This window comes from Luteolibacter rhizosphaerae (assembly GCF_025950095.1).
GTDB lineage: Bacteria > Verrucomicrobiota > Verrucomicrobiia > Verrucomicrobiales > Akkermansiaceae > Haloferula > Haloferula rhizosphaerae.
In genome coordinates, this window is the sequence record NZ_JAPDDR010000009.1 from 185,218 (window position 1) to 204,708 (window position 19,491).

Annotated in this window: 18 protein-coding genes; 10 read left to right on the forward strand and 8 right to left on the reverse strand. The window is 62.0% G+C overall.

The features are described 5' to 3' along the window. Window positions 1-9 precede the first annotated feature (9 nt). Window positions 10-528 carry an NUDIX hydrolase gene (locus OJ996_RS17845; protein WP_264515002.1) on the forward strand — a complete coding sequence of 173 codons (519 nt, stop codon included), beginning with the start codon at window positions 10-12 and terminating at the stop codon, window positions 526-528. A gap of 7 nt (window positions 529-535) precedes the next feature. On the opposite strand, the gene OJ996_RS17850 is transcribed toward OJ996_RS17845, so the two are convergent. The 5 genes from OJ996_RS17850 to OJ996_RS17870 form a co-directional block, all read right to left on the reverse strand. After that, entirely contained in the window at window positions 536-1,489 is a 954-nt protein-coding gene (locus OJ996_RS17850; RefSeq protein WP_264515003.1) for an acetyl-CoA carboxylase carboxyltransferase subunit alpha, read from the reverse strand. A gap of 41 nt (window positions 1,490-1,530) precedes the next feature. Then, a complete protein-coding gene (locus tag OJ996_RS17855; RefSeq protein ID WP_264515004.1) occupies window positions 1,531-2,436 on the reverse strand; it encodes a LysM peptidoglycan-binding domain-containing protein in 906 nt (301 codons plus the stop codon). Between the two features lie 16 nt (window positions 2,437-2,452). Next, the gene (locus OJ996_RS17860) at window positions 2,453-2,989 is read right to left on the reverse strand and encodes a hypothetical protein (protein ID WP_264515005.1); all 537 of its coding nucleotides are present in this window, start codon (window positions 2,987-2,989) and stop codon (window positions 2,453-2,455) included. Between the two features lie 103 nt (window positions 2,990-3,092). Continuing rightward, window positions 3,093-3,332: an acyl carrier protein gene (locus tag OJ996_RS17865; protein ID WP_169452792.1), complete on the reverse strand. Its 240-nt coding sequence runs from the start codon at window positions 3,330-3,332 to the stop codon at window positions 3,093-3,095. A gap of 91 nt (window positions 3,333-3,423) precedes the next feature. After that, window positions 3,424-4,236: a hypothetical protein gene (locus OJ996_RS17870; RefSeq protein ID WP_264515006.1), complete on the reverse strand. Its 813-nt coding sequence runs from the start codon at window positions 4,234-4,236 to the stop codon at window positions 3,424-3,426. A 106-nt stretch (window positions 4,237-4,342) separates the two neighbouring features. Here OJ996_RS17870 and thiH point away from each other — a divergent pair, with 106 nt between their 5' ends. From thiH to OJ996_RS17890, 4 genes are all read left to right on the forward strand, one after another. Then, a complete protein-coding gene (gene thiH, locus OJ996_RS17875) occupies window positions 4,343-5,494 on the forward strand; it encodes a 2-iminoacetate synthase ThiH (protein ID WP_264515007.1) in 1,152 nt (383 codons plus the stop codon). A 2-nt stretch (window positions 5,495-5,496) separates the two neighbouring features. Beyond that, window positions 5,497-5,700 (forward strand): sulfur carrier protein ThiS, encoded by a 204-nt coding sequence (gene thiS, locus OJ996_RS17880; protein WP_264515008.1) that lies wholly within the window; start codon window positions 5,497-5,499, stop codon window positions 5,698-5,700. A gap of 215 nt (window positions 5,701-5,915) precedes the next feature. Beyond that, window positions 5,916-9,971 carry an FG-GAP repeat domain-containing protein gene (locus OJ996_RS17885; RefSeq protein ID WP_264515009.1) on the forward strand — a complete coding sequence of 1,352 codons (4,056 nt, stop codon included), beginning with the start codon at window positions 5,916-5,918 and terminating at the stop codon, window positions 9,969-9,971. Between the two features lie 14 nt (window positions 9,972-9,985). After that, window positions 9,986-11,125 (forward strand): hypothetical protein, encoded by a 1,140-nt coding sequence (locus OJ996_RS17890; protein ID WP_264515010.1) that lies wholly within the window; start codon window positions 9,986-9,988, stop codon window positions 11,123-11,125. Between the two features lie 14 nt (window positions 11,126-11,139). Here OJ996_RS17890 and OJ996_RS17895 read toward each other — a convergent pair whose 3' ends face one another. The 3 genes from OJ996_RS17895 to OJ996_RS17905 all read right to left on the reverse strand — a co-directional run bounded on the left by OJ996_RS17895 (window position 11,140) and on the right by OJ996_RS17905 (window position 13,417). Beyond that, window positions 11,140-11,838 (reverse strand): SanA/YdcF family protein, encoded by a 699-nt coding sequence (locus tag OJ996_RS17895; protein WP_264515011.1) that lies wholly within the window; start codon window positions 11,836-11,838, stop codon window positions 11,140-11,142. Next, a complete protein-coding gene (locus OJ996_RS17900) occupies window positions 11,811-12,773 on the reverse strand; it encodes a diacylglycerol/lipid kinase family protein (protein ID WP_264515012.1) in 963 nt (320 codons plus the stop codon). The genes OJ996_RS17895 and OJ996_RS17900 overlap by 28 nt, the downstream gene beginning before the upstream one ends. Window positions 12,774-12,862: 89 nt before the next feature. After that, the gene (locus OJ996_RS17905) at window positions 12,863-13,417 is read right to left on the reverse strand and encodes a Maf family protein (protein ID WP_264515013.1); all 555 of its coding nucleotides are present in this window, start codon (window positions 13,415-13,417) and stop codon (window positions 12,863-12,865) included. A 127-nt stretch (window positions 13,418-13,544) separates the two neighbouring features. On the opposite strand from OJ996_RS17905, the gene OJ996_RS17910 reads away from it, so the two are divergent. The 5 genes from OJ996_RS17910 to OJ996_RS17930 all read left to right on the forward strand — a co-directional run bounded on the left by OJ996_RS17910 (window position 13,545) and on the right by OJ996_RS17930 (window position 19,490). Next, entirely contained in the window at window positions 13,545-14,426 is an 882-nt protein-coding gene (locus OJ996_RS17910; RefSeq protein WP_264515014.1) for a metal ABC transporter substrate-binding protein, read from the forward strand. 130 nt (window positions 14,427-14,556) lie between these two features. Continuing rightward, window positions 14,557-16,590 (forward strand): sensor histidine kinase, encoded by a 2,034-nt coding sequence (locus OJ996_RS17915; protein WP_264515015.1) that lies wholly within the window; start codon window positions 14,557-14,559, stop codon window positions 16,588-16,590. Further along, window positions 16,583-17,239 carry a response regulator gene (locus OJ996_RS17920; protein ID WP_264515016.1) on the forward strand — a complete coding sequence of 219 codons (657 nt, stop codon included), beginning with the start codon at window positions 16,583-16,585 and terminating at the stop codon, window positions 17,237-17,239. Before OJ996_RS17915 ends, OJ996_RS17920 begins: the two co-directional genes overlap by 8 nt. 74 nt (window positions 17,240-17,313) lie before the next feature. Next, window positions 17,314-18,585, forward strand: a complete 1,272-nt coding sequence (locus OJ996_RS17925; RefSeq protein ID WP_264515017.1) for a hydroxymethylglutaryl-CoA reductase — start codon at window positions 17,314-17,316, stop codon at window positions 18,583-18,585. A gap of 11 nt (window positions 18,586-18,596) precedes the next feature. Continuing rightward, window positions 18,597-19,490 (forward strand): UbiA family prenyltransferase, encoded by an 894-nt coding sequence (locus OJ996_RS17930; RefSeq protein WP_264515018.1) that lies wholly within the window; start codon window positions 18,597-18,599, stop codon window positions 19,488-19,490. Window position 19,491: the final 1 nt, after the last annotated feature.

Here is a 19,491-nt window from a genome sequence, read left to right on the forward strand (position 1 = left end):
TTCATGCCAATGAACGAGCCGGAAACCTTGTTTGAAACCCGCTGGCTGGGACTTTACCGGATCGGCCACTGGGACTTCGCGAAACGGCCGAATGCCGATGCCTGTGTGGGAATCCTCGCCACCACCCCGGCGGACGAGGTGGTGCTGATCGAGCAATTCCGGATCCCGGTGCAGCAAAAGGTAATCGAAATCCCCGCCGGATTGGTCGGCGACGAGGACGAATTCCGGGGCGAGGCACTGGCCGCCACCGCCGCGCGCGAGCTTTTGGAGGAAACCGGCTACCGCGCCGGAAAGGTGGAACTCCTAATCGCCAGCCCTACCTCCGCGGGCATGACTCCCGAGCTCACCCACCTCTTCCACGCCAGCGAACTGGTGAAGGAAACCGAAGGCGGCGGCAACGAGCACGAGGACATCAAGGTGCACCTCGTGCCCCGGGCAGAACTCCGGACCTGGCTAAAGGCAAAGGAAGCCGAAGGCTACCTTGTGGATTTCAAGATCCACGCCAGCCTCTGGGCCGCCGGGCTCTAAGGCATGCTCACTTCCCCTCCCACTCGCCGAAGGCCCGGAACTTCGCATAACGCGCGTCCAGCAGTTCGGTGGTCGAGAGCTTCGAAAGTTCCTCGAGATTGGAGAGGATCGTATCGCGCAGAGCCTTCGCCGTGGCGGCATGATCATGGTGGGCACCGCCGGTCGGCTCCGGGATGAAGCCATCGATCAGGCCCAGCTTTTGCAAGTCCGGGGCAGCCAGCTTCATCGCTTCAGCTGCTTCCGGAGCGTGCTTGCGATGCTTCCAGAGAATCGCGGCGCAGCCTTCCGGGCTGATCACGGAGTAATAGGCATTCTCCATCATCAGCACCCGGTCCGCCACACCGATGCCGAGGGCACCGCCGGAGCCTCCCTCGCCGAGCACGATCGCGATCACCGGCACCTTCAGCAGCATCATCTCGCGGAGATTGTAAGCGATCGCCTCGGCGATGTTCCGCTCTTCCGCACCGATGCCGGGGTAGGCACCCGGGGTGTCGATCAGGGTGATGACCGGCAGGCCGAACTTCTCCGCCAGCTTCATCAGGCGGAGCGCCTTGCGGTAGCCTTCCGGATGGGCGCTGCCGAAGTTGCGCTTGAGATTCTCTTTCGTGTCCCGGCCCTTCTGGTGGCCGATCACCACTACCCGCTTGCCGCCGATCGTGGCGAAACCTCCGGGCATGGCATGGTCGTCCCCGATCCGGCGATCCCCGTGGAGTTCGCAGAAATCCGTGAAGGCGTGGGCCAGATAATCGAGCATGAATGGCCGCTGGGTATGACGGGCGATCTGCACGCGTTGCCAAGGTGTCAGATTCTCATAAATGCTCATCCTGGTTTCGGCCAGTTTCTCTTCCATCCTCGCGATTTCATCGGACATGTCGATGTTCTGCGAGGCAGCCTTGGAACGGAGCTTGTCCAGCTCGCGTTCGAGTTCGGCGATGGGCTTTTCGAATTCCAGCAATTGCATGCGTGTGGGAAAATGGGATCTGGCCGGGGCGCGGGGAAAATCTAGGGAGTGATCGCGCGGATTTCCACCTCATTCCCCGGCCGTAGCAGCAGGGCGAGTTCTTCCGCATCTTCCACCGCCAAATGGAAGCCCGGGTCGGGCGAGAGATCTTCTCCGGGCTGAGCCTCCGCGGCGGGATCCACCGAGCCGATCCGGAGCGAGGACTTCTCCAAGGCGAAGGATTTCTCCGATTCGCGGTAATCTTTCATTCCGGGCGTCACCCTGCGCTCACCGGAAATCCCGACTTTCGAGGAAATCTTGGTCCGCAGGGCTCCCTTCAGGCCGCCCAGATCCATCGAGACAAGCGAATACTCCTTGATGAAACGCCCGCCCTCCCAGAGGGAAAGCGTCTTCCGCGCAGGCTCGATCAGAACCCGCAGTTCCAGCGGCATCACCACCAGCTCCTCTCCCGGTCTCAGGCCGGACAGATCCATCAGCCCGTTCAAATGCATGATGCAGTCGAGCGTCGTTTTGTGCTTGGCGGCGATCCCGAGGAAAGATTCGCCGGGCCGGACGATGTGGATCTCCTTGCCGTCCATGCGCGCGGCAGAAAGGAGATCGTCCAAGTTCATTTCGCCGACGATGCGGCGGGCCTCCGGAGCGGCCTTCGAGCGAGGGTAGATATTCACCACCATCAGCAGCCGTTCCCGCGCCGCAGGCAGATCTCCCACTGCGATCAGCTCCTTGGCCTTCTCAAAAACCTTGGCCCCCGGATCGATCTCCGGCAACGAGGCATCCGCCTCCGGCAGCGTTTCGATCGGCTTCGGCTCGAACTGCACCGGCACCAGATCGGTGAAAACCCCGCCCAAGGGCTCCCGCTGGACATGCCACGCAAGCATGAGGGTGAAAATGGTGACCACAAGGACCACCACTCCCGCTACCAGCTTGATCAAAGTCCACAGTCGCATCCGCGGCGGCGTTCTATCAGAGCAATCCCCGCCTGTGGAAGTCGAAGCGGTTGATCGGCCACGATTGGCGGATCATCTCGAAGGCGAACTTGAAAATGCAGACCTCCCACGCGTCATCCACGCCCTCGATCACGGCACGGGCCGGATTCCCGACGCGACGCGCTTCTTCCAAAACGCGCTCGCGAACCACATCCATCGAGTCATGGATGATCTCCTCCTGGACCCGACCGCTGCGGAAGCGGAACCCGTAGCGCAGGAAAGCGAGATCCTTGCCCTCCTCCTTCCACTTCTCGATCACGGCATCCATCCGCTCCCGGGCCTTGTCGCCGAATCCTTCCAGCTCGATCTCCTGCATCGAGTCCGGGCGCAGGATACGCGGACGCATCGCTTCCACCTCCCCTGTCCGCACCCGGATCTGCCCGGCATCGTCCATCAGTTCGCTGAGGAGTTGAAACTCGAAGCGGGTATCGCCGAAGGTGTCGATCCGACGGTCCGGCTCCAGCAGGACCTTGGTGACTTCCATCGCGTACTGGATGTTGTCGGGCGAGTGCATGTTACGGGTAGCAGCGGACTTCTACGCCGGATCGGTGCAAAAAAAAGGCAGACTCTTGTGGAGTCCGCCCTTTCGTTGAAATAGCTCGGGCGAGCAACTGGGCTCAGCTCTGGCTCTTGATGTAGGTCACGACATCGCCCACGGACTGGAGCTTCTCGGCTTCCTCATCCGGCACTTCGATCTCGAACTCTTCTTCGAAGGCCATCACGAGTTCGACCGTGTCAAGGGAGTCGGCACCGAGGTCTTCGATGAACTTGGCCTCCAGGGTCACCTGGTCGGCGTTGACGCCGAGCTGGTCGACGATGATGTCCTTAACGCGGTCTTCGATGCTCTTGTCAGACATTGGGGTGTTCTTGGTAGTTGACGCTGCGGAGGGATTACCGCCCCCGCCGGACCTTGGCAACCCCGAAAAATACAGCTTCTTGCCAGTATTTTCAGGACTCCGGTGAGGCAGGCCGGGCCGCTTCCGCGTCTTCGGAGACAAACTCGATGATCTCACCGCGGAAGTTCTCGCGCACCCGGCGCATCAGCGCTTCCGCAGGCTCGCCCTGTTCCTTCTTGAATCCACCGTAGGTCAGGCCATCGATCCGGATCTTCCGCTCGCCGCCCTCACGCTTCGACCACAGGAAAGCCAGCCCCTTGGTCTCCCACTTCCGCAGATCCAAGCGGATCAGATCGGCGAAGGGAACCCTCCCCCCATCGACCGGATAAAGCGCCTCGCCATCCACGGCGATACTGCGGCGGACCGTCCGCAATAGCACGAAAAGCGCTCCCATGAAGAGGGTAAGACAAATCCAGAACACCACCCACTGCTCCAGGATTTTGCGTGAATCGAAGGGCTTTTCGGGAGCCTCCTTCTTGACGCCCTGCTCCCCGCGGTAATCGTCGAAGAGCTTGGATTCCTGCTCCGACAGCGAGGCCTTCATGCGCTCGGCATCGAGCAAGACCGGGGGCCAGGGCATCGGCACCTGCGTTCCTACCGGCACGACCGAGCGATCCTCGGGGAAGGGCACAGTCTGCGCCTCGGCATGGGCGCGCCACTCTGCCGGGCTCAGCTCCTTCTTCGCCTGAAATTCCTCGCGGGCCTTCTTGAAGGCGGATTGGAGATAATAGGCCAAGTTCTCCTCCCGGTAGCCGGTGCTGCCGTCCCGGTAGAACATGGCGGCGAAGACCCCGAACATAAGCAGCATGGCGACCGCGCGGAGCAGGAACCAGGAAGTAGGCTTGCAGACGATTCGTTCGCTCATGGGTTAGGGGCAGCGACGGGAGCAAAACCGGCCAAGGCCCTTATGGCAAGCTCCGGGGGATCACGCTTTGACGAGCCCCCCTCCCCACTGCATGCTCCCCCCGTCCGTGAGTTTTTCTGCCCATTTTGTCCCCGCCCTCGAGCGCAAGTCGCCCCTGCTCCGCCGCTTCGAGCAATTGATCGCACCGGTTTCCGACCGCGATTTGGAAGCTCTTGCCCGCGAAAGCCAGCGCCTGACCCGCCACCATTTCGGCCGCACGATGCGACTTTTCGCACCGCTGTATCTTTCGAACGAGTGTGTGAACAATTGCTCTTACTGCGGCTTCTCGCGGGATAACGGAATCTTCCGCGTGACCCTGACGGTCGATCAGGTGCTGCGGGAAGCCCGCTACCTGCATGATATGGGCTTCCGCAATATCCTCTTGGTCGCGGGCGAGCACCCGAAGTTCGTTTCGGAAGGATACCTGCAGGAATGCATCGATGCGCTGAAAGGCATGTTCCCCACCATCGGCATCGAGGTGGGCCCGATGGAAGACGACCAGTATGCCGAGATCGTGCGCCACGGTGCCGAGGGCTTGGTGGTGTATCAGGAGACCTATCACCGCGAAACCTACCAGCGCCTGCATACCGCCGGCCCGAAGAAGAACTTCGACTGGCGGCTCGACTGCCCGGAGCGCGCCTACGCGGGCGGCTTCCGCCGGATCGGCATTGGCGCACTCTTCGGCCTCGCCGAATGGCGCTTCGAGGCCACGGCGCTGGCCGCGCATCTGGAGTATCTCTACAAGCACTGCTGGAAGGCCCAGTTCACCGTCGCCTTCCCCCGCATGCGCCCCTATGCGGGAAACTACCAGTACGAGCCGGATGCCGATCTCTACTTATCGGACCGGGCGCTCGTGCAGGTACTCTGCGCCTTCCGCGTTTGCTTCCCGCAGGTGGGCATCGTCCTCTCCACCCGCGAGCCCGCCAAATTCCGCGACTCTCTCGTGCAGCTCGGCGTGACCTCGATGTCCGCCGGTGCCCGCACCGAACCGGGCGGCTACACCGGAGCCGGTAGCGATGACCTCCACCTGACCGTGAAAGGCCGTCGCGTCGAGCTGGCTCAAACCACCGGCTGCGAGAAGGCTACCGAACAGTTCAAGATCGATGACAGCCGCTCGCCCGCCGAGGTGGCCGAGATGCTGCGATCGAAACAAATCGAAGCGGTGTGGAAAGACTGGGATGAAGCCATCCTTTCCCAAGAAGCCATCGCCGGGGCCTGATCATGACCATCACTCTGAACGGACAGCCACGCGGCTTCGATGCCGCCACCCTCACCGTGGAAGGCCTGCTGGCAGAAGTCGGTCTGGCAGGTAGACCCGTGGTCGTGGAGGTGGATCTCGAGGCGGTTTTCCCCGCCGACTATGCCGGGACCGCCCTGCGCGACGGATCCTCGGTGGAGATCGTGACCATCGCCGCGGGAGGTTAACCGGGATCTGGAAGAAGACCCGGGGTACATTACCGGAGGGTCGTATTAGAAGCGCTGCGAACTTCCTACGGGTAGGAGCCGGTGATTGGAGCCTCAGAAACGCGGAGCCCCCTTTTTGAAAGGAAGGCACCTGCGCTGCCGTGAAATACTGTTAGGTAGACAGGGAGCACCAATCATAGCCAGCTTCCCTGCCCTAACCCACACGTCGAGCCCCTATGTCTCCCCTCCGACGAGTCATTCTCGCCCTCCATCTCGCGATCATCTGCATTCAACCGCTGCACGCCTCATTTGAAAGCGTCGTGAAAGTTGTAGGCAGTGCTGCGCTGCCTCGTGATCCCACCCCCCACGATGTCGATGGTGATGGCGACATGGATATCTTCTATGTGGACGGCAGCGAAACCACCGGCAAGCCGACCGAAGTAGGATGGTTCGAAAACACGGGAAACGGCAGCAGTTGGGTCCGCCGAATTCTTGCAAGCGGACTCCGCGGACCCTCCTCCCTTGACGTGGCGGACCTTGATGGCGACGGCATCACCGATCTGGTCGTAGGCCTGCGACTCGGAGACGGCGTGGTGTGGTTCAGGGGGCAAGGCGGAGGCAACTTTGCGCCGGTCCAAACGATCCAGTCCCCGATCTATAGGATGGAAGATGTGACGGTGGCCGATCTCAACCGCGACAATCGTAAGGACATCATCATTTCCACATCCTCCGGACCACAATGGTTGAGACGACTTTCCTCCGGAGGATTTGCTACCCCGGTCTCGATCGCCACCGTTTCCGGATCTTTCCCGGAACAGCACAAGTGCGAAGCCCACGACTTCGATGGGGATGGAGATATCGACCTGGTCTTCTCCTTCGCATCGGCCGACCGTCTGATTTTTTGCCGCAACAACGGCAATGGCACCTTCGCCACCGCGGTCAACCTCGGCATTCCGGAAGCGGAAGCTCTGGACTCAGGAGATCTCGACGGCGACGGGTTGCGCGACGTGGTAACCGCCGGCGGTGGCTTCGATGATCGCCGCGTGGTGTGGTTCCGAAACCTCGGGTCGGGCACTTTCAGTACCGCAAGGGTCCTGGATCCATCTCTCCAGAACGCGCGTTCCGCGGTGATCGCCGACTTCGATCGCGATGGGGACATGGATGTCGTGATCGCAGGTTACTTCGGGCCCGTAGTCTGGTTCGAGCAGCAAAGCCCGGGAGTATTCTCCGCGCGAAAAGAGATCAGCCAAGGCGGGGATGGAATGCGCGATATGGTCCACGGCGACTTCGACGGAGATGGCGACCCGGACCTCGTCGCCGCCCAGTGGGATACCGATCAATTCGTCTGGTACAAGAACACGACGCCGCCACCGGTGATTCCAGCGCCCCAGATCATCTCCTTTACCGCGGACGATACCAGCGTGGCAGCGAACGCGACTCTCCGGTGGCAGGTGAACGGCGCCACTCAAGTGGAGATCAGCCCGCAGATCGGCGTCGTTACGGGTGGCGGCAATCGCACCCTGCCCTTGGATGCGACCACCACCTTCACGCTCACCGCGCGAAATACCGCAGGAACTTCCACGGCGAACCTTACCGTGGTCGTGGGGCAAGCGCCCATCATCCGCAGTTTCTCCGCGCTGGACGACACCATAGCGCGCGGACAGAACGCGGATCTCCTATGGGACGTGGCCGGAGCCCAGTCCTTGAACCTCCTGCCCGGCCCCGGAATCGTCAGCGGGAATTCGTACCGGCCGCTTATCTCGGCCACGACCACCTTTACGCTGTCGGCTGCAAATGAATTCGGCGAGACCCGCGCAGATCTCACTGTCAGGGCGGGAGATCCACCGGTCATTTCAACTCTCACCGCAACACCCTCGACGGCGACCCTCAATCAGCCCGTAAACCTGAGCTGGACTTCCCAAGGCGCTGACACCTCGTTCGTAAGCGGACTAGGAGAAGTGCCGGTGGGGAACTCCACCGCTGTGATCCCCCCCAGCACCCGAGCTTATACCGTGACGGTGAGCAACGAGTTCGGGAGCGCTTCACGATCGGTCACGGTCACGGTTAACGGCAACCTTCTTGCACGCTCGCCCAAACCTCTCTCCGATTCTCCCTACGAGATCCTGGATGTGTATTTCGCGGATCTGAATGGCGACGGTTTGAAGGATCTCCTCCAAACCACGGCCTCTTCGTTTACGAATGCAACCTTCAGCTGGCGGCCTGCCATTGCAGGCGGCACCTCCTTCGGCACGGCTAGGATCCTACAGACCTCCACGAATCGTCTCAGGGTGCCGCAAGCCTACGACATGGATGGCGACGGTGATCTCGATCCCATCGTCGGCGGAGATGGTCCGATGCGCTGGTACCGGAACAACCAGAATGGCGCCAGCTTTAGCACGGCCATCACTCTAATTCCTTCCAGCGTCTTCCGTCCGATGGCTATCGCGGATTTCAATGGCGACGGGATGCCGGATGTTGCGGGTGGCATTTCTTCCGAACTGCGGTTCTACCCGGGCATCGCCGGTGGGGGCACCGGCACACCCCAGATTATCGATGACTTCGATGGCAGTATCGATTTCGTCGAGACCGACATGGCGGACATGGACGGCGATGGCGATCTGGATCTTGTCTCGGGCAAGGACTTCGATGGCGAGGTGTACTGGTTCCAGAACAACGCCGGGCTCTTCACCAATCGCTTTCCCATCTACACCGGCGGTGAACGCATCTTGGGAGTCACGGCTCGCGATACGGATGGAGATCTCTTCCCCGAGGTGCTGATCCAAACCGGAGGCTCCTCCTTCGTGCTGGTGGACGGCCAGAACGGAAACTTCCAGTCTCCCGTAAACCGCACCATCAACCTGAGCGCCGGAATCCGCGACTACAGCATGGTGGACTTGGATCTCGATGGCGACCTCGACATTGTCGTGACGGGAAGATCGATGCTCTTCATCGAGAACCGGGGAGGAAACGTTTTCGCAGTAAAGGATCAGTTCGAGGTTCCCGCATTCGCCTTCGATCCGGATTCCATGACGGTGGGAGATGTCGACCGTGATGGCGATCCGGATATTGCGGTGGCCAATAACGATGTCGCAGTCTGGATCGAGAACCTTTATCGACCGGCGGCACGGCCTACCGCCGCGGACTACCGGCCCGTGATCCCGCTCGCTGAGGACTTCGGCCAGCAGTCGCTTCCGCTTCCTCCGCTTTTTGCCGATGCCGATACGGCGACAAGTTCGCTCACCTATAGTCTCAGGAGCAGCCAAGGCACCCAGATCCTCAGCTCGATCTCGGTTCAAGCCGGCCCGCCCCGCCTGGAGATCCGCTCCAATCCCGATCTGAACGGCTTGGCCAAGGCCGTCATAAGAGCCACCGATCCTGCGGGGCTCTACGCGGAAATCGAGGTTTCCTTCGAAGTAGCCGCAGTCCCCGATGCGCCCCGTACGGTCGGAACTCCCGCGCCGCTCGTGGCCGATGCTGCGGCCATGCCGGTGCAAGTTCCTGTCGGTGGATGGTTCACCGATCCCGACGAGGGGGACATCCTCCGATACTCCCTGACCGGTAACACAAACCCCGGAATACTCGCCAATGCAGCCGTGAGCGAGAGCGCCGGGCAACTGACGCTATCCTTCGCCCCCTATGTGTCCGGCAGCACCACGCTTCAGATCACCGCGACCGACCAGACCGGCAGATCGGTGAGCCAGGATCTGAGTGTTACCCTGCCCGAACTTCCACCTCCGGCACTGCAGTCGGTCGGCACGATCTCACTCAATCGCCAGACCGGCCTCTACGAACTGACGATCACCGTCACCAACAATGGCGCCCGCGCCTTGGGCGGCTTCCGTCTGGACATCTCGAATCTTCCCGATGGCGCGATTCTCCGCAACGGCAGCAGCGAAAACGGTTTCGACTACCTTACACCGCTGGGGATCGGAGAAAGCGTTACCTTGACCCTCGAATACTCGGTCCCGGGCCGGGTCGGCGGAGGCCAGCCGCTGGTGACCGCCATCCCCGCACTGCCTCGAAGCCCCGAAGCGGGCAGTTCGGGCTTCGCGATCGACCGCGTCGAGATCCTCGCGGATTCCTCCGTGCTGATCGAATTCACCAGCACACCCGGCAGCCGGTACGCCATCGAGTATTGCGCGGTGGGAGGACCATGGCAGGTCTCGCCCGTCGTCATCATGGCAGCAACGAATCGCACACAGTGGATCGACCGCGGGCCACCCTACACCTCCAGTCATCCGTCCACCTCCCCGTCGCGGCTCTATCGCATGCGCCTGCTCCCTGCCGAATAAACTCCCCCCTGCCCGTGAAGCTGCTTTCTCCCTATCTCGCCCTGGTCATTCCCGTCACTGCCGGAGAACCCAAACAAACCGTCTCCACCGGCAACTGGGAATGGACGCTTTCCGCAGGCCCCTCGGTCCGTAACATCGGCACGCTGAAGATCAATGCCGCTTCGCGCAGTTCAGCCTTCGCGCTCCCTTCCTTGGTGGGAAGCTCGTCACTGGTGACTCCATCGGTAGGCGACCCCGAAGTCCCCGCGGATCGGACCTACGATGACGGTTACGTGCGCCAGGATGCCGGGACTGCGCTCGACGGCTCCACTTGGAACTGGGGTTATGAGTCCCCCTCCCAAGTCCAAGGCGATAACCTCGTCTACACTGCAACCGGTTCTCAGAGCGTGCTGCGCGGCGACATCGATTCCTCGCGCAGCGGTGCCTACAGTCGCGACAGCCTGCGGGGCTTCTCCCCGCACCTGCAGTTGGATGGCGTGGGCCCGCGGAGCTTCGCGGGCTTTCGAATCGGATTCAGCGCCGGTTTCGACTACACCCAAGTGGACCAGTCGCTGGCATTCTCGGATTTCGCCGCGAGCCAGTTCCGCGATGACTACCGCTTGGACTACGTGGACACTTACGCGCTGGGAGGCATCATCCCGCCTTCGGCTCCCTACAATGGCACCTACGCCGGTCCCGGCCCACTCATAAGCAACCTTCCGATCAACCGGTTGATCACGCACGTGCTCCTCTTCACGGACACCGCGGGCTTCTCGAACTCCGCTATCACCTCCATCGACATGGATGTGTCCAGCATCACCCTCGGCCCGACATTGACACGCAGTTGGGGGCCGGTCGGCCTCGCGGTGCAAGCCGGGGTGATCCTCAACGTCTATCAGTGGGAAGGCCGTCAGTATGAGTCCCTGCAAGGCACGAACTCAGGGGGACCCACCACGCTCGCCAAATGGGTGGACCACGACTCGGGAACCAAATTCCGGCCCGGGGTCTATCTCCAGAGCGACCTCACCTACGACGCGGGCAACCACCTCTCCTTCGGCTCTTTTTTCAGGATCGATGCTGCAAGTGAGTTCCGCGCTCAAGCCGGCCCTAGCACCTTCAAGGTCGATCCCTCGGGATTCAGCGCCGGCTTTCAGGTACGCTACCAGCTCCCGTAAAAATCGGGGACCGTTTACTCGGGCAAGGTCTCTTTCTCTCCCAAGTGCTTCGGTCTGGTCCCGAGCACCCGCACGTCGAGCCACATCTTCACCCGTGCACCCACTTCTCGGAGCTTGGTCTTGAGGCCTCCGCGCGTCGCCACGTCCTGGGCATTGAAAGCCGTGACGTTCATCCCGTTCGCTTCCGCCAGATACACCGCGCGCTCGTTGTGGAAGCGCTGCGAGATGAAGACGGCTTCGTTCAGCCCGAAGACCTCCTTCGCCCTCACCACCGAATCCAAAGTCCGCAGGCCGGCATAGTCGCATGCGATCCGGTCCTCGGGGATTCCGCGGTTGATGAGCGCGCGCTTCATCTTCTCGGGCTCGTTGTAATACTTCTCCCGGTTATCCCCGGAGACGAGGATGATCTTGATCTTGCCCGCTCTCCAGAGCTTCTCCGCCGCATCGATGCGGTAGCGGAAGTAAAGGTTCTCCCGATCCTGAAACCGATCCGTGGTGCCGAAGACCAAGCCCACCCGGCTCACCGGAACCTTGGTCACATCATCGAATAGCTTCCCCCGGCTGGCATGCACCGCCGCGTAATTCGCCCAAGCCACGAAGCCTGCGGCGAGAACGACGGCAGCTCCGATCATCCACAGGACCCGCTTGAGCCAAAGCTTCCAGAAACTCTTCTTCGCCGGCTCCGTCACACCTTCTGCTCCACGGGTTTCCATTTGGTCCACGCCACCATCGCTTTCACCGATTCGACGAAGCGGCTACCGATCGGCTCGGCGGGAGCGATCACCCGCAAACGGCCGGGATCCTTGTTGCCGAACTCCACCGAATTGAAGCGCCCCGCCAATTCACCATCCACTTGCACCGGCACCTCGCGGTCGGCATTCACCGTCAGCGAACGCGCCTGCAGGTAGCTCACGGTGCTGCTATGCTCCTCCAAACCTCCCAAGGCGATGCCCCGCAGCGAATCCATCACCAGCTTGTAGCCGGCTTCCTTGAAGACCAACACGTCCAACATGCTGTCGCGGTTGTCAGCCTTGTGGAAGAGCTTGAACTGGCCGCCATAAAGCGAGCCGTTCCCCGCCAAGACGGCGACTCCTTCCTCACGCCTGCCATCGTCGCACACGATTTCCATGTGCGGCGGCTTCTCACCCAGCACCTTCACTGCGGCGAGGAGATAGGCGAGCGGTCCGAGCATCTTCTTGCTCTCCCAAGTCGTCTCCTCGATGACCATGGCGTCGAAGCCGACTCCGGCCATCTGCACGAAGGGAAGGCCGTTCGCCTCGAAAAGATCGATCTCCTTCACCAGACCCGCCTCGATGACCTCGAAGGCGCGGGGCAGATTGTCGAAGGGAATGCCCAGCTCGCGGGCGAAAACATTCATCGTGCCGGCAGGCAAGACCCCGAGTGCGGTCTCTGAACCGGCCAGTCCCTGCACCACCGCGTTCAGGGTGCCGTCCCCCCCCGCGGCGATCACCACCGGTGCGCCCTGCCGGGCGAACATGGCCGCAAGCTCCCGGGCCTCTGCCGCGCTGCTCGTGGCATGCAGGGCGAAACGCGTGGCGTGGTCCATGAGGAAACGCAAGGCGCGCTGCCCCTTCTGACTGCGTGCCTTCGGATTAAAAATCAGCGGATACCGCCCCAGCCCCGTCACGACCTGAATGGAAACCGGGCACGGGGAAGTTCCAAGTAAGAAGTATCAAGTTCCAAGAAACCCGAACATCTCCCCTCTCCTCCTCCGTCCTACCTAATACCCAGAGCCTCTAGCACTTTGGCCACGGGCAGGCCCATGACGTTGTCGAAATTCCCCTCGATTCCCCGGACGATCAGGTCGCCGCTCTCTTGGATCCCATACGCCCCCGCCTTATCGAGCGGGTTAGCCTCCCGGAAATAGGCTGCAATCGCCTCGTCATCGAGCACCCGGAAATGCACCTGGGTAAGATCGTGGAACCGACGGACCTCGCCCCCGGGGAACACGACACAAACACCGGTGCAGACCGTGTGGATGCGGCCTGAAAGACGTCGCAGCATGGCACGGGCCTCCTCCATGTCCTTCGGCTTGCCGAGCGGATCCCCATCGATCCACACCAAGGTGTCCGCACCGATCACAATCGCCTCACGGCAATCCACCGCCACCGCCGCAGCTTTCAGTTCGGCATTCTTCTCGCAGAGTTCGGCCAGCGGGATCGAGGCATCGTGGATTTCTTCCGCAGGGGATGCCACCACCTCGAAGTCCAAGCCCGCCTCGCTCAAAAGTTCGCGGCGGCGGGGTGAACTGGAAGCGAGGATGACTTTCACGGGCGGCTCATTAAAACCCTCCCGCTGCTTTGCCAACTATCACCCCTGTCTCGTCCGCGCGAAATCGTGAGATTCAAAATTATCGCAATTTATTTGCATAAGCCGTTCTGAATGCAAGATTCCGGCCATGCGCCTTGCAGCTCTGCTTCTATCCGCTCTGGCATTCCCCTTGGCCGCCGCCGAGCTTCAGGTGGCCAGTCTTCATCCCTTGATTGCCGATCTGACCCGCCAAGTAGGTGGCGAGCGGGTTGAAGTTATCGACCTCATCGGCAGAAATGGCGATCCCCACCACTTTGAGCCTGCTCCGGCGGACCTTGAGAAGGCCGCCAAAGCCAAGCTCTACCTGGCATCCGGTATGGGGCTGGAATCCTACCTCCCTTCTTTGCGTGAGATCATCGCGGACAAAGCGCCGATCGTGGAAATCGGCAAGGACCTACCTTCAATCGAAGGCGAATGCGATCACGACCACGAGGGCCACGATCATGCCCACGAGCACGAAATCGATCCCCACTGGTGGCACTCCATCGACCTCTTCCGCCGCGCCACCACCATCATGGCGGAAACCCTCTCGAAGGCCGATCCCGCCGGTGCGGAGACTTACGCCAAAAATGCTGCCGCCTACCGCGCGAAGCTCGACGAACTGGAGCGCTGGACCCGCAAGGAGATCGCCCGCATCCCCCGGGACAAGCGCCATCTCGCCACGGCCCATGCGGCTTTCGGATACTTTTGCAAGGACCACGGCTTCGACGCGATCCCCGTCCAAGGCCTGAATCGCGAGCAAATGCCCTCACCGAAAAAACTGGCAGCTCTCATCGCCGAGCTCAAGGAGCACGAGGCCGGAGCGATCTTCCCCGAAAAGGAATCCAATCCGAAAGTCCTCCAGGCCCTCACCAAGGACACCGGCATCAAGCTCGGGCAAGCCCTGTATGCCGACGGATCGGGGGTCGAAAGCTACGAGGCGATGATCCGCCACAATGTCAGCACGATTGTCGACGGATTGGCGCCCTGAAATCCGGGCTCATACGGGATCCTCCCCGGCGGGAGACAACGGCAAGGTCGACATGTTCAAAAGTCCGGTAAAAATAATTGCCGAGATTTTTAAAATATGTTAAGCACTTGCTCGCTGTCGCCCGTAAAACATGAAAAACCAACACCCGAGGTTGCCCCGCCTCCGCGTTGGCCTGCTTGCCCTTGTTGCCCTGCTCCCCACGCCCTTGCCTGCCGCCGATGTGGCTCAGACAAGTAACCCGATTGGTCGGGTGGCCAGGCTCTTCAACCGCAAGCTGGTCGAGGTAGAAAACAGGATCCGCTGGCTGGAAAGCCGCGCGGATAACCTGGCTGCATTTGGCGAGAAGCCTCTCAAAGAGAACGTCGGGTGGCGTTGCGGGCGTATCGAGGAAACGGGTGGCAAGCCGTGGATCGCGCTCGATCTCGGCCGGGAGGTGCCGCTTGGCCAGATTTTCCTGGTGCCTGCGCAGCAGCAGGCCGGCGATCCGAATGACCTTTTTCCCCGTCGCTTCTCGATCGAGGCGGCCTGCTCCGCGGATTTCTCGGATGCCCGGACGATCTACCGGACCGGCCAATTGCCCCAGCCTTCCCCGCAGGGATACCCGGTGCGGGTGAACGGGGATAAGCTCGCCGCCCGGCATGTGCGCCTGACCCTTGAGGAGGGCTACCGCCGCGGCCTGCAAGACGTGTGCGCCCTCTCGGAGATGTTCGTCTTTTCCGATCACACCCCGGTTTCGCTGGGCGCCAAGGTGAGCGCGAATCAATCCGTGGAAGTCCCGGGTGTCTGGGACCCGGAATTCCTGGTGGATGGGCGGACGCCTCTCGGCGTGTGGCAGGGCGGTATGACGACTTGGACCATCTCTCACGGCGATTGCCTGGAAGTGCCCTTGGAGAATCAGCATGTGGAATGGATCGTCGATCTGGGTGAAACCACTCCGGTCGATCGCATGGTCTTCTTCCCCTACGCCCTGCCCGAACTTTCGGGGCCCGGCGTGATACCACCTCGCATCCGCGTGGAGATCGCCGACAATCCTGAATTCAAAGGAGCAAAACAGATCGCCTCCAACGGCGAACGCGACTTGCCGGTGGATCTCACGACGCCCGTCGTCATGCCCACGGATGCCGTGCCCGGGCGTTACCTGCGCGTGATTGCGGACAAGGCATGGCAACTCGGCAACCGGCGCCTGCAAGCACTGGGCGAAATGGAAGTCTGGACGGGCGATCGCAACCTCGCCGCCGGGCGCGAGATCGTGGCACGTCACGGCGGGATCGACCAACCCACCGCGGAACTCAGCGACGGCTTGGGCGGAGGCGGCCAGATCCTGCCGCTTCACACCTGGCTCTCCCAACTGGTGGAACGCAGCCAGATCCGCGGCGAGTGGGAAGGCCTGCGCGCCTCGCACCTGACCATGGCGTCGGAAAGTGAACTGAACACCACCTGGGGTGCCGCAGTCGCGCTCGGGCTCACCTTCCTCATCCCCGTCGCCATCGTCGAGCGACGCCGCCTCGTGTCGCGCACCCAGCTCGACAAGCTGCGCAAGCGCATCGCCTCCGACCTGCATGACGACATCGGCAGCAACCTTGGAAGTATTTCCCTGATCGCCCGCTCGGCGAAACGCGATCTCGAGCGCCTTCACGGGCCGGACGTCGTGGCCAATGACCTCGGTGAGGTGGAGACGATCGCCCGCGAAAGTTCGCTGGCCATGCGCGATATCGTCTGGCTGCTGGAGCGTCGCCAGGACACCATCGGCGATCTGGTCCAGCGCATGCGGGATTGCGCCGCACGCCTCCTGCGCGAAATCGAGTATTCTCTCGTTTGCCGCTCCTCGAAGACGGCGGCAAAGCTGACCCTCGATTCCAAGCGGCACCTCTTCCTCTTCTACAAGGAGGCCCTGCACAACGTGGTGAAGCACTCCAAGGCCACCACCGTCACCGTGCGGCTCTTCGACGTGCGCGAGCGCCTCGTGCTCGAAGTCTGCGACAATGGCATCGGCCTGCCTCGCAATGAGGACGACCAGATGGCCGCGGTGAAGAAACTCTCCGACCGTGCCCGCGTGCTGGAAGGCACGCTCGAAGTGGAATCAGCCCCGGGCCGAGGCACCACCCTCCGACTCTCCGTCAAAAGAACCAGCCTGATGGCTACAAGAGCAAACGCCCATGAGTAACACCGCCACCACCCCGCTCCGGATCTGGATCTGCGAAGACCACGCCAACTTCGCGAAGCAGATCTCCCGTCTCATCGCCGGTGAGGATGACCTGATCTGCGAGAAAGCTTTCTCGCATCCGGACGACCTCTTCGCCGAATTGAACTACTGCTCCGCACCGCCGGATCTCCTGATGCTCGACCTCGGCCTGCCCGGCAAGGACGGCCTGCAGGTCCTGCGCGAAGTGAAGGCCAAGGTCCCGGAACAGAAGATCGTCATCCTCACCTCTTTCGACGATCGCGAGCGCGTCTACCGCGCCATCTGTAACGGCGCCTCCGGTTACCTGCTCAAGACCGCCGATCCGGATGACATCCTTTCCGGCATCCGCGATGTGATGAAGGGCTCCGCCGCACTCAGCAGCCCAATCGCGAACATGATTCTCGAAGGCTTTGCCAAGCACGGCCCGGTCGAGGAAACCGAGCCGCTCACTTCCCGCGAGGAGGAGGTGCTGCGCCTGCTGGTGAAGGGCTTCATCAAGAAGGAGATCGGAGATCAACTCGACATCTCCCAGCACACCGTGGACATGCATCTGCGCAGCGTTTACCGGAAGCTTCACGTCCGCACCCAGACGGAAGCCGTCTCAAAGGCCCTCCGCAAAGGATTGGTCTGAGCTCCTGCACCATATCTTGTCTTCCCCGCCGGATTCCTTGCGTGGTGCGCATACCCGTGTAATTCCTGTCTCCAATGACGGGAAAACGCGGGCTGACGCAGCAACACGTGATGCGGATTCTGGGCGGTGAAAGCCCGGATGTGGTGGCCGCCCGGCTCGCCCCAGATCTCGCGAATCTCCCGGATGTCCCGGCGGGCAGCGCGAAGGTCACACGGGAACGTGCCGAGGCCTTGTGGGAGGAGACCGGCCTTGATCAGGAGTCGCGGAAAACGCTGCTGGACGGAGCGGCAGCGGAAGAACTCCCACTCTATCAGGGCAATATCGAGAATGCCATCGGTCTGATGAAAATGCCGCTGGGCCTGGCGGGGCCCTTGCGGATCAACGGGGTCTCGGCGAAGGGCGACTATCACATCCCCCTCGCCACCACGGAGGCCGCACTGGTGGCTAGCTATCACCGCGGCTGCCGTTTGCTCACGGCTGCCGGAGGCTGCTCGGCCATGGTGCTCTACGAGAGCCTGAGCCGTGCCCCTGCATTCGTTTTCAAAACGGCGCCCGACGCCTGCCGGTTCATCATCTGGGCGATGGAGCGGCTGGAAGATTTCCAGAAGGTGGCGGCAACGACCACTTCGCACGGCAAGCTCATCGACATGGGCGTGACCATGGAGGGCAACCACGTTTACCTGAACTTCGAGTTCACCACGGGAGACGCTTCCGGACAAAACATGGTGACCATCGCCGGCCAAGCGATTTGCGACTTCATCGTCGAGAACTCGCCGGTCAGCCCCGTCCGCCACTATGTGGAGTCGAATCTCTCGGGCGACAAGAAAGCCAGCACCAAGGCCTACACCACGACCCGCGGCAAGAAGGTGACGGCGGAGGCCCTCCTCTCCGCCGAGCTGGTGAAGAAGCACCTGCACACCACCCCGCGGGCGATGGAGCAGTACTGGCAGATGTCCGCCATCGGCGGCGTGCTCAGCGGCACCCTTGGCATCCACGGGCACTTCGCCAACGGCCTCACCGCTCTCTATCTCGCCACCGGCCAAGACGCGGCCTGCGTGGCCGAATCCGCCACCGGGGTGACCCGCTTCGAGGTCACCGCGGAAGGCGATCTCTACGCCACCGTCACCCTGCCCGGAATCATGGTCGGCACTGTGGGCGGTGGTACCGGCCTGCCCACCCAGAAGGCCTGCCTGCAACTCATGGGACTACACGGAGCCGGCAAAGCGCGAGCACTGGCCGAGGTCTGCGCAGGATTGCTGCTCGCCGGTGAGCTCTCGATTATCGGTGCTCTGAGCGCAGGACATTTCGCACGCGCTCACCGCAAGCTGGCCCGGGACCGTAAATAAGACGCGAGAGGATGAACCGTTGGTGGATCTATCAGAAGGAGCGCTTCCCGCTGCTCGCACACGGCCCCTTGATTGCGGCCTTTAGCGCCTGCGCCGTTTCCTTCTCTTCCCTGATCCGGCACGCGCCCCTGCCCGGCTGGGAGATGTATCTCACCGCCTTCGTCGTCTGCCTCCTGATGTTCCTCCAGCTCCGCATCGCGGACGAGTTCAAGGATTTCGAGGATGACTCCCGCTGGCGACCCTACCGCCCGGTCCCGCGGGGCCTGGTAAAACTTTCGGAACTCCGCATCCTTTTCATCATCGCCGCTGCGATCCAGCTCGGCCTGGTGCTGTGGCTCGATCCGCGACTCGTCTGGGTGCTCGGCATCGCGTGGACCTACCTCGCGCTGATGAGCGTGGAGTTCTTCTGTCGCGAATGGCTGAAGGCTCGCCCCATCGTTTATCTCGTCAGCCACATGGGCATCATGCCCCTGGTGGACTTCTTCGGCACCGCATGCGAATGGCTCCCGCGCGCGGGAACCGCTCCGCAGGGCCTCGGATGGTTCCTCGCGGCCAGCTTCTTCAATGGCGTGGTGATCGAGCTGGGACGCAAGCTGCGGCAACCCGCCGATGAAGAGGAGGGTGTGGAGACCTACAGCGCACTCTGGGGCATGCGGCGCGGCGTCACCGTGTGGCTCTTCACGCTGCTTGCCACGCTCGCCTGCGCACTCATGGCCGCCCGCTCGATCGAGTTCATCACGCCGGTCGCCATCGGACTTGGCGCGGTGCTCCTGATCGCCTTGGCCGCGATCTTCGGCTACGCTCACCGCGGGATGTCCGGTAAGAAGATCGAGGCGGTTTCCGCCCTCTGGACCCTCGCTCTCTACCTCCTTCTCGGCCTCGTGCCGATCTGGCTGAAACACTGAT